Below are 10,181 nucleotides of genomic sequence, written 5' to 3'. Positions count from 1 at the left end.
CGCGGATTCGCTCCTGCTCAGCCCGCGCTCTCGCCGGCGTCCTGCCGGCTCGCCCTGGCCGTCACTCTGCGCCCGGCGCTGCGGATGGCGCCCCCCTCCCCGCCTGCAAATTCTTCATTTTGTTTTTTTTAAATTTGGTCTGGTGTGCGCTGAAGCTTTCCGACAGGACCGTCAGCCATAAAACACATGTGAAAGGAAAAAAGCGCAAACCACCAGAACCCACCGCCATCAAAAAAGCCCAGGAAAGAGAAAAAATCAGAAGGCGGGGGAAGCGCCATTCGGGTCCGCCGAGGGAGGGCACGGTTCCGGGATGAGCCGACAGGACGTCGGCGAAAGGGCGCGGTGAGCAGGAGCGAATGGCGGACGGTCCCCGGGAAGCGGGCGTGAGCGAGGGAACCGCGCAGCGGCGGACGGGGCTGGCGCAGGGCCGGGGAGTGCAGAGGGCGCGGCCAGGCGCCCTCTGCCCGGTCGCCGTACCGGGGCAAAGGCTGCTGCCACGGCTGACGGCGAACGGAACCGGCCCCGTGCCCCTGTGGCGAACGGAACCAGTCCCGTGCCCCACGCCCCCGTGGCGAACAGAACCGGCGCCAGCCTCCTCTCTCTCAGGTCCTGACGCGCAACCGCGCTTCAATCATATCGGCGACCTTGGTCACCACCCACGCAATCACCATATAAAATACCACGGCAATCAGGAACGCTTCGAGATAGTAGAAGTTCAGCGCCGCCGTCAGCTGCGCCTGCGCAAAGATATCCACTACTTCGATAGCAAAGGCGAGCGACAGCGCTTTCATAATCACCATAAAGGCGTTGGCCAGATCCGGGATCGCCGCCACGATGATTTGCGGGAACATCACGCGCCGGAACAGCTGGCCACCGCTGTAACCCAGCGACAGCGCGGCATCGGACTGGCCGCTGTCAAACGAGTTCAGCGCCCCTTTCCACACTTCTGCCTGAAACGCCGCTACGCAGGCGCTCAGCGCGACGATGATAATCACCCAGTTAGGCAGCGAGTGAGCATTCACCTCAACGTTAAACAGCGTAGCGAAGAAATGCAGCGCGGATGGCAGACCGTAGTAGGCGAGAAAAATCACCACCACCATCGGCACGCCTTTAAAGGCAATTTTGTAAACCATCACCAGCTGACGCAGTAGCGGAATACGCTGATGCTCAATATATGCAAACAGCCCGCCCAGCAGCGTGGAACAGATAAACACCGTTACCGCCATCAGCAGCGTAACCGGCACCGCATCCAGAATGCTCCAGAAATCGGGCAGTAGTACTTCAGTATCAAACATGCGCGCTCTCCTGCTCAGACGCTGGCGGTCAGCTTGACGCGCGCCGTTTTGGCGCTGTACTTCGCATGACGCTGTTCAAAGAAACGAATAATCAGCCAGGCGACCAGACAGAGCAGCGAATAGATCACCGCAAGCACCAGATAGGTACCAAACTGATACTGGTTATAATCGCGCTCCATAATCAGATGCGCCGTCGCCATGACATCAGCGGCACCGATATACATCACCAGCGCAACGTTATGGATCAGGTAAATTATCGCGTTACCATAGCCCGGCAGCGCAAAGTGCACCGCCTGCGGTCCTACCACGCGCAGCATCTTGTGACGAAAGCCGTAACCCAGGCTGTCCGCCGCATCGTGCTGACCGCGCTCTACCGCCAGAAACGCCGGGCGCATCACTTCGGAGAGATAGCCGCCGTGATAGAAGCTCAGGCCAATCATGGCGGCCAGATTAGGTGAAACAAAATCCGTAAAGCCGAGCTGCTGCGTAATCAGCGGCAGGCCGTAGAAAGCGACAAACAGCTGCAGAACCACCGGCACGCTGCGCGCATAAGAGACGTACAGATCGGCCAGCTGGCTGACCAGCGGAATACGACGGATGCGGAAAAGCGTCGTGATGAGCGCCAGAACAAAGCCAGCCAGCATCGCAACAAACATAATACCGAGCGTCAGCGGCAGCGCTGACAGCAGCTCGGGGATCATGGCGGATAGATTCACGGTGAAACACTCCTGCTTACTATAGAGCCGCGCCTGCCAGAGAGCCGGCGCGGTATCTGCTTGTGAATCCGTTACTGCATATATTTCGTGACGTCTTCACCAAACCACTTCTGCGCCAGCTTATCCAGCGTACCGTCCGCCTTAAGATCCTGCAGCGCCTTTGTAATGTCCTGACTCAGCGCCTGATTCTCTGCCGAACGATGCAGCAGCACATAGGTGTTGTTGATCGCCACCGGTTCGCTCGCTTTGATAGCCAGTTTCTGGTTATCAATGACCGTCTGCTCGCCGAGGTTTGATGGCAGGATCAGCGCGTCATACTTGCCGTTCTGCACCTCTTTCAGGCGATCCGGATAGGGCACGCCAGCACTGGAGGCTTTAATGGCGATCTTGTCGTTCGGATTATCCTGCTGCCACTGCGTCACAAATTTGTAGACGCCACCGCCAGCGGTCACCGGGACAACCTTTTTGCCCACCAGATCTTTCATGCCCTGAATGGTGCTGTCGCTGCGGCTGTAGATCTTCATCAGGCTGGCACCCATCGGTGCATCCGGGATCAGGAACTGCTTGCTACGCGCCGGGGCCTTATAGTAGCCGCCGGTTGCCATATCATATTTGCCGGTCGCCAGCCCGGTCTCCTGAGCGATATCCGCGGCGCCTTCCATCACAAATTTGTACTGCGGCAGTCTGGCATTAATCGCTTTCAGCACGTCGGGCTCATAGCCCTGCGGCTCATGACCAATCGCGCCCCAGGAGAGCGGCTTGGACTCTGCAGCGGTAGCGATTTTGATGGTGCGAACCGCATCGGCAAAGCTGCTGCCGCTGACCAGCGCCAGTGCGATGATGCCAGGCGCGGCCAGGCGACGTAATGTTGTTTTAAGTGCAGGCATGATCTTGATTCCTCTGATTATTAGAATATGCGTTCTGAGCTGAGAAACTGGGCAAGGCGCGGCAGGGTCGGGTTTTCAAACATCTCTGCCGGCGTACCCTGCGCGGCGACCACCCCCTGATCCATAAACACAATGCGGTTAGAGACGCTTTTCGCAAACTGCATCTCATGCGTGACCAGCAGCGAGGTGATGCCTGAGGAGGTGACATCTTTGATTACCTTCAGCACCTCACCCACCAGCTCCGGATCCAGCGAAGAGGTCGGTTCATCAAACAGAATGACCTCCGGCCGCACCGCCAGTGCGCGGGCAATGCCGGTGCGCTGCAGCTGTCCGCCAGATAGCTGGGAAGGATAGTGATCGGCTTTCGCGCCGAGTCCGACCCGCTCCAGCTCCTCAAGCGCGATGGTCCGCGCCTCCTGGCGGCTTTTGCGCTGGATCACGATCAGCGGATCCATCACATTCTCCAGCACCGTCATGTTCTTAAAGACGTTGAACTGCTGAAATACCATCGCGGTACGCAGGCGGATCGCCTGGATCGCCGCTTTATCGGGTTTGCGATAATCCATGCGGATCTGATCGAGCGCGATCGTTCCGGCTGTGGGCTTTGCCAGATAATTAATGCAGCGCAGCAGCGTGGTTTTACCGGTGCCGCTTGGCCCGATAATCGACACCACATCGCCCCGCTTTACCGTCAGATCGACCCCTTTCAGAATCGGGTTGTTACCATAGGCGAGCGTAATATTATTAAGTTCTAACATGGCATTGCCCTATTTATTCAGGTCAGCATGGCCCAGCACATGCATCAGACGGTTGGCCCAGCCAAAGATGGCGATAGCATGGATCAGGTCGATAATCTCCCGATCGTCCATTCCGGCCGCACGCAGCGGCGCAATATCTTCTGCCGTCGCTTCGGCTGGCGTGACCGACAGGCGGCGGGCAAAGCGGTAGATTGCTGCATCGCGCTCGCCCAGCGCATCGGCGCGGTCAAAATAGATTGCACTGACCACCGCGTCGTTATCAGCCAGCTGCACGTGCCGGCGCGCATGCACCACCGCGCAGTAGCGGCAGCCGTTCACGATTGACGCGCCCAGCGCACCCAGCTCACGATCGGCGCGATTCAGGCCGCCCTCAACATACATGATGGCGTTGAACAGCCCGGTGCGTGCGGTGTAGCTTTCCGGATCGTGTACCAGCGTGCGGACATACTCCGACACCTTCTTGTTAGACGGTGTGATTTTCATCGCATCGCGCTGGGCAGGCGTGGCGTCGTCTACGCTTACCGGCGCAATATAGGGGTGCCAGTGCAGCGGCTTCAGGGAAACAGAAGGGATCATGCTGACCTCAGCAGGCGCAGGCCAGCCGCAACGCGCGTCTGGAAGTTAATAAAGGCAATGAGCTCAGAAAGCGCCACAATCTGCGGATTATTCAGTCCCGCCTGCTCCAGCAGCCGGATATGCTGTTCTGTGGCCTGCACCGGCTGGCACGTAATCAGATCGGTATGACGCACAATAGTCGCCAGCGGTTCACCTGCCGGCAGCGCACCTTCTGCCAGCGCCAGCAGCTCATCTGCCGGCTGCAGCTGCGCCAGTTCATGCTGATACGCCTGCTCCAGCGCGCTATCCTGATTCAGCCGTGCCATACGCTGTGCCAGCGCCAGCCGCAGGGCTGCAGAGAGGCCCTGGTCATCTTCCGGTGTCAGCACGGATCGACGGCACGCCTCGGCGCCATCAACAAACTCCGGCCGCAGGCGCCGCGTCTGGTAGAGCGCCGCGTCAGGGGTCAGCCCGGCGGCGCGATCGATAGCGTCACTCATAACGCGTTCTCCTGATTCAGTAAGGGGGTGGCGTCCACCCATTCATCGCCCTGTAATTCAGGCGTGTCATACGCCTGCAGGCTGGCATAGTGCTGCTCCACATCCTCGGCAAACAGCGAGGCCGCAATCGCCCGCACCAGCCGATCGGCACCGGCGCTTACCGCAGGGATATCACCGGAGACTTTGCCGTGCGTCAGCATCGCGGCATCATTGAAACAGTGAATATGTGAAAGCATCGGGCAGGCGCCGGGGGAGCGCTCGCGAAACTCAAACCCGGGTCCCAGGTCAGGCGCCTCCAGCATATTCTGGCGCGCCGGCCCCATGGCAGGCTGATAGCGACCGTCTGCCCAGCGGCGGATGTGCGGGGCGATGGCGGCGAATTCGGATCGGCCGCTGAAATCGTTGCTGAAACCGGTAGCCGCAATCAGGTAGTCATAGCGCAGCGGCCCCTGCGTCGTCTCAATGACCAGCTCATCCCCTTCGGGCCTGACGGCATTGATAGCGCAGTTCAGCAAAAAACGGGCATTTTCATGACGCGAAACGCGCAGGGTGGAGGCGCGCGGCGGCGGCGTCTGGGTGGCAGCGGTATAATCAACAAACTTCCATTTCCACATATCCGGCAGCTGGTGCATACCGTGTACCACGCCCTGACTGCCGATACCGGTCATTTTATTGATGCGCGGCATCGCTTTACGGCGGATCAGCAGATCCACCCTGGCAGCGCCCTGCTCCAGCGCGGTTGCGGCATTATCCATTGACGAGGCACCGGCACCGATCACCGCAACCCGCTTACCCTGCAGCGCACGGAAGTCGATGTTGTCGGCGGAGTGTGCCCAGAAGCGGCGATCGACGCCCTGCAAAAAGGGGGGAACGGCAACGCCGCCCAGGCCGGAACGGCCGGTTGCCAGCACCAGCCGGCGGGTATAGACGCGTGCCGGCGCTGCGCCTTCCAGCGTCAGCGCAATCAGCGACCCGGCAGGTTCAATGGCGGTAACGCGGACGCCGTTCTGTACCGGCAGATTCAGTACCCGCCGGTACCAGACCAGATAGTTCATCCATATCTCTTTCGGGATTTTGTCCAGCGCCTGCCAGGCCGCTTTTCCCCACTGCGCGGTATACCATGCGCGAAAGGTCAGCGAGGCCAGACCGAGTGCCGGTCCCTGCAGTGATTTGGGTGAACGCAGCGTCTCCATGCGGGCAAAGGTGACCCACGGCCCCTCCTGCCCCGCCGGTGCGGTATCGTAAGTAATACTATTGGTGATACCCGCCAGCTGCAGCCGGGCCGTCGCCGCCAGGCCGCACATCCCGGCACCGATCACGACAACATCGCGCACCGGCTGATTATCAACCGTGTGCGCAGGCACCCAGGGTTTTGCGGGCAGTTCAAGGTATTCCAGGTCCTGCTGTAGCTGAGCTTCCAGCGCGGCCAGACCGTCGGCAGCTGAAGTCATATAAGTATCCCCTGATGTCAGCGCAAAAAACGCTGTCAAACGCATACCCACAATCGCCGGCCTTATTATCCTGATAACGCATATTTACCGGCTAATGATTGTTAATACGCATAGTAAAAGCTAAGGCTTTGCATACTCCTCCTGCGGCTGGATGGAGTCAATAATAGCGCTCAGCATTTAACCAATGGATTTCTTATATCTTATGCCGGAATGGGTATAAGCCGGTCGCCGCGCCCTGCAGACGCCTTAAAGCTGATTGATAAGCCGCATAACGCGGGTGTGTTCGCTTGAGGCCAGCCGCTGAAAATCAGGTAACAGCGCGGCAGCTGCGGCGGCAAGTGCCTCTACCAGCGCCTGTGCTGCCGCGGTGATCTGCCGGCCCTGCGGCGTGACCACGCCAAAGTAGTAGGGGATATCCTCTTCCAGCGTACAGATAGTGACGCCAGCCAGCGGCATTCCCCAGCCGGATACCGGCTCCAGAATAGCCACGCCCAGCCCGGCGCGGACGCAGCCAAGAATATTTGCCGAAGAGTTGGTTTCAATGGTTTCCGGCAACGGCGTATTGACACGCTTCAGCGCTTTTTCATAGCGCCCGCGCAGGCGCTGCGGGTTCCAGGGGGCGATAAGTCGCCGTCCCGCCAGCTGGCTGAGCGATATCTGCGGCTGCGCCGCGAGCGGGTCGCTATCCGGCAGCGCCACCACGCAGCGCGCGTGGCCGATCCAGTGCAATACCACTGCATCATGCTCCAGCGGCAGGCTGCAAAGGCCGATGTCCGCCTCGGCGGTGATCACCGCGTGCGCCGTTTGCGCAGCAGACTCACTGATAATCTGCACTTTATTGTGCAGGCCAATCGCCGCCAGCGCCTGTGGCAGCAGCCCTGCAGCCAGCGCCGGCGTGGCCGCAATGCTGAGTGGCCGCTGCTGCTGCTGCGCGATCTCCTGCGCACGCAGCCGGATCTGCTGTAAAGAGAGCAGCGCTTTCTGCACATACTGATGCAGCTGCAGCGCCTCTTCGGAGGGGTGAATACGCGGTCCGTTGCGGATAAAGAGCGGATAGCCCAGAGAGAGCTCCAGCTCCTGCAGCTGGCGTGAAACCACAGGCTGTGAGCGATTCAGCGCTTTCGCTGCGGCGGTCACGCTGCCCGCTGCAATAACCGCTGCGAACGCTTCCAGCTGACGCAGATCGAGATCGTTGAGTAAATTCATTACGGGGTGATTCCTGCATGCTTGCTCACCGGGCTGAGCATAAGTGATGCCGCCATCATAAGGTGCAGAGCCCCGTTAAGTCACTGCATAACCTGAAAGTCTCAATTTAGGTAATGACCACTCCAGAATATATTATTGCCCTGGCTGAAATGATCTCAGTCAAAAAAATCAACTGACAAAAAATTACATGTTAAATTTAAGAAATACTTTCCACCGCTGCGCTTAATTCAATTCATACGACACTCTGTTACCTTGCAATATAAATTTGTACAACACACAGTAAAATCGTACAACTTATAAAAACCACCTTTAATTGAATTAAAGCACTAAAAATGAAGGATAAATATCTATAAATACCGAGATAAAATTTATTGTACAAATAGTATTTCTCTGTACACAAAACGAATCGTGATTTTATAAATTAGCTCTTAAAGAAATAAAAAATATAAAAACCCCAATTAAGATTATTCCTGGCTGGCGCCCTTGTTAATCCGGAAAATAACGCTAACCTTAAGTTGCAAACTAAATACTTTAATATGCTTTACCCTCTGAGGAGTAAATGATGAGCAATCCACGTGGCGGTGCCGGTAATTTTGCCCTGAATCCTGAACGTGCCCGCGAAGCGGGGAAAAAAGGCGGTCAGGTCAGCGGCGGTAACTTTCGCAATAACCCTGAGCGCGCAATTGAAGCGGGCCGTAAAGGGGGTAAAAAGAGTCGTCGTGGCACAGATAAAGATGCTGCACAGGGTGCACAGGCTTAACATTAACGGGAGAATCTAATGACTTACGAAGAACATTTTATTGACTGGGTCAGAGATGCACACGCTATGGAGAAGCAGGCGGAGAGCATGCTGGAAAAAATGGCAGCCCGGCTCGAACACTATCCCGATCTCAAAGCGCGTATTGAGCAGCACATTGATGAAACACGTGAACAGCAGCAGCTGGTGCAGAGCGTCATTGACCGTTACGACACGTCCCGTTCGGTGATCAAAGATGCCGCAGGAAAACTGTCGGCGTTTGGCCAGGCAGTTGGCGGAATGATGACCGAAGATGAGGTGGTGAAAGGCGCCATCAGCGGCAACGTTTTTGAGAACTTTGAGATCGCGAATTACACTGCGCTCATTGCCGCGGCGGAACAGCTTAACGACAGCGAGAGCGTGTCAATTTTCACCCGCATTCGCGAGCAGGAACAGGCGATGGCCGACTGGACAGCCAATCATCTGGGCGACGTTACAAAGCAGTTCCTTATCCGCTCCAGTACACCAGGCGTAGAAGCAAAGAAATAGCGCTGGCTGCGCTTTGATTTTCTTCCCCGGACTTTGACATTGCATATTATTTATCGGCCAGCTGGCCAGCCAGCATAGTGAGGTTGCTTCTGTGCTGGCCTTTTTTATGCCTCACTTACCGGCGCGAACCGCCTCGCCTGCCACCAGATCAGCAGCGCTGTCAGCGCAATCACGCTTAGCGTGCTGAACGCCACGCTATAAGAGTAGTGCCTGACAATCATGCCGGTCAGCGCCGGACTAAAGGCGGCACCCGCTCCCTGCATCAGCATCACCGCACTCTGCCCGGCATTAACATGGCCGCTGCCGCGCAGCAGCTGCACAATGTAGCCAGGCACGGCGACGCCCAGCGTACCGGCCGCGATGCCGTCCAGCACCTGAACCGGGATCATCATCCAGGGGTTGGTAAAGCTGGCGGCGAGTACGGCGCGCAGCGGCAGCAGCAGCAGCGCCAGCATAATCAGACGCTGATACCCCAGCGTTTCGGCGCGCGCCGCCGTCCAGAGCGCTACCGGGATCATCACCGCCTGCGAGATAATAACGGTTGCAGCAGCATAAACGCCGGGATTCATGCCGCCGGGCGAGGCGGCTACGCGCATACTGAGCATCGGCAGCAGTGCCGCATTCGCGAGATGGAACAGCAGCAGCGTGATGCCTGTGGTCATCAGCGGTGCGTTGCGCGTCAGGTCAGAGAGGCGGGGAACCGCGCCGCCCGCAGACGCATCCAGACCGCGCGCTGCCTGATGATCAATATCTTTTCCGCGGATGGCCAGGATAGCGAGTGAGGTCAGCAACGCCATCGCTGTCATCAGGATAAATACCGAGCCGGTCCCCCAGTACCATGTCGCGGCCCCGGCAATCAGCGCAGCGCTCATATTCCCGGCGTGGTTAAACGCTTCGTTGCGCCCCATCTGCCGGTTAAAACCGCGCTGTCCGGCCAGACCCAGCGTGATCCCTGCCAGCACCGGGGCAATAAACGCGGCAGAAACGCCGCTGATAATCTGCGTAATTGCTACCACCCAGCTTTGCTGTGAATACCAGAGCCACAGCGTGGCAACGGTAATCAGCGCGCAGCCACCCAGCAGCAGCAGACGTTTGTAGCGCGTGGCATCCGTAACGATCCCGGCAGGCAGCGTGGCGATAAGCCCCGCCAGCCCGCCCGCCGTCATCACCAGGCCGACATCATTTGGCTGCCAGCCACGCTGCGTTAAAAATATCCCCAGAAAAGGTCCCAGCCCGTCGCGCACGTCGGCGAGAAAAAAGCTCACCAGACAAAGCGCCTGCAGCGATCGTATCGGCATTGCTCATATTCCTGATTTTTTAGTGCGGGTCCGCCTGTTAAGTAATGGCAAAGATTCAGGAAAAGTCACGTAGTGTAAAAGTAACTAAATGAAAGCAGTGTTCGCAGCTGTCTGTCTGTATCCGGGGTGCGATCGTGCAGATGAAGGTGCTGACTGTGTCAGACCAGGAGTAGAGCGTATACGCCGGAGCGCAGAGCGAATATGGGGAGCGCAGAAAAGCAAAAACCCGG

The 10,181-nt window shown here is 57.9% G+C and carries 12 protein-coding genes; 3 read left to right on the top strand and 9 right to left on the bottom strand.

Features of this window, described 5'->3' with window-relative positions:
• The coding region (locus tag B4M48_RS00425; protein ID WP_288655739.1) for a hypothetical protein at window positions 1-314 on the top strand (314 nt) is incomplete at its 5' end.
• A gap of 288 nt (window positions 315-602) precedes the next feature.
• On the opposite strand, the gene B4M48_RS00420 is transcribed toward B4M48_RS00425, so the two are convergent.
• From B4M48_RS00420 to B4M48_RS00385, 8 genes are all read right to left on the bottom strand, one after another.
• Window positions 603-1,295, bottom strand: a complete 693-nt coding sequence (locus B4M48_RS00420) for an amino acid ABC transporter permease (protein WP_039380119.1) — start codon at window positions 1,293-1,295, stop codon at window positions 603-605.
• 14 nt (window positions 1,296-1,309) lie between these two features.
• Window positions 1,310-1,996: an amino acid ABC transporter permease gene (locus B4M48_RS00415; RefSeq protein WP_200889504.1), complete on the bottom strand. Its 687-nt coding sequence runs from the start codon at window positions 1,994-1,996 to the stop codon at window positions 1,310-1,312.
• 86 nt (window positions 1,997-2,082) lie between these two features.
• The gene (locus B4M48_RS00410; protein WP_039380121.1) at window positions 2,083-2,898 is read right to left on the bottom strand and encodes a transporter substrate-binding domain-containing protein; all 816 of its coding nucleotides are present in this window, start codon (window positions 2,896-2,898) and stop codon (window positions 2,083-2,085) included.
• Between the two features lie 20 nt (window positions 2,899-2,918).
• Window positions 2,919-3,656: an amino acid ABC transporter ATP-binding protein gene (locus B4M48_RS00405; protein ID WP_039380122.1), complete on the bottom strand. Its 738-nt coding sequence runs from the start codon at window positions 3,654-3,656 to the stop codon at window positions 2,919-2,921.
• Between the two features lie 9 nt (window positions 3,657-3,665).
• Entirely contained in the window at window positions 3,666-4,232 is a 567-nt protein-coding gene (locus B4M48_RS00400) for a peroxidase-related enzyme (protein WP_065648209.1), read from the bottom strand.
• Window positions 4,229-4,711: a CMD domain-containing protein gene (locus B4M48_RS00395; protein ID WP_250341146.1), complete on the bottom strand. Its 483-nt coding sequence runs from the start codon at window positions 4,709-4,711 to the stop codon at window positions 4,229-4,231. Before B4M48_RS00395 ends, B4M48_RS00400 begins: the two co-directional genes overlap by 4 nt.
• Window positions 4,708-6,162: an NAD(P)-binding domain-containing protein gene (locus B4M48_RS00390; RefSeq protein ID WP_288655736.1), complete on the bottom strand. Its 1,455-nt coding sequence runs from the start codon at window positions 6,160-6,162 to the stop codon at window positions 4,708-4,710. Before B4M48_RS00390 ends, B4M48_RS00395 begins: the two co-directional genes overlap by 4 nt.
• Before the next feature lie 246 nt (window positions 6,163-6,408).
• Window positions 6,409-7,368 carry a LysR family transcriptional regulator gene (locus B4M48_RS00385; protein WP_052246444.1) on the bottom strand — a complete coding sequence of 320 codons (960 nt, stop codon included), beginning with the start codon at window positions 7,366-7,368 and terminating at the stop codon, window positions 6,409-6,411.
• A 562-nt stretch (window positions 7,369-7,930) separates the two neighbouring features.
• Between B4M48_RS00385 and B4M48_RS00380 the strand changes: the two genes are divergently transcribed.
• A complete protein-coding gene (locus tag B4M48_RS00380) occupies window positions 7,931-8,128 on the top strand; it encodes a general stress protein (RefSeq protein ID WP_039380126.1) in 198 nt (65 codons plus the stop codon).
• A gap of 18 nt (window positions 8,129-8,146) precedes the next feature.
• Window positions 8,147-8,653 (top strand): ferritin-like domain-containing protein, encoded by a 507-nt coding sequence (locus B4M48_RS00375; protein WP_039380127.1) that lies wholly within the window; start codon window positions 8,147-8,149, stop codon window positions 8,651-8,653.
• Between the two features lie 104 nt (window positions 8,654-8,757).
• Here B4M48_RS00375 and B4M48_RS00370 read toward each other — a convergent pair whose 3' ends face one another.
• Entirely contained in the window at window positions 8,758-9,951 is a 1,194-nt protein-coding gene (locus B4M48_RS00370; RefSeq protein WP_039380128.1) for an MFS transporter, read from the bottom strand.
• Window positions 9,952-10,181: the final 230 nt, after the last annotated feature.

The organism is Pantoea sp. UBA6567 (genome assembly GCF_002434165.1).
GTDB classification, from domain to species: domain Bacteria; phylum Pseudomonadota; class Gammaproteobacteria; order Enterobacterales; family Enterobacteriaceae; genus Pantoea; species Pantoea eucrina.
This window is presented reverse-complemented; position numbering and strand designations above follow the sequence as displayed.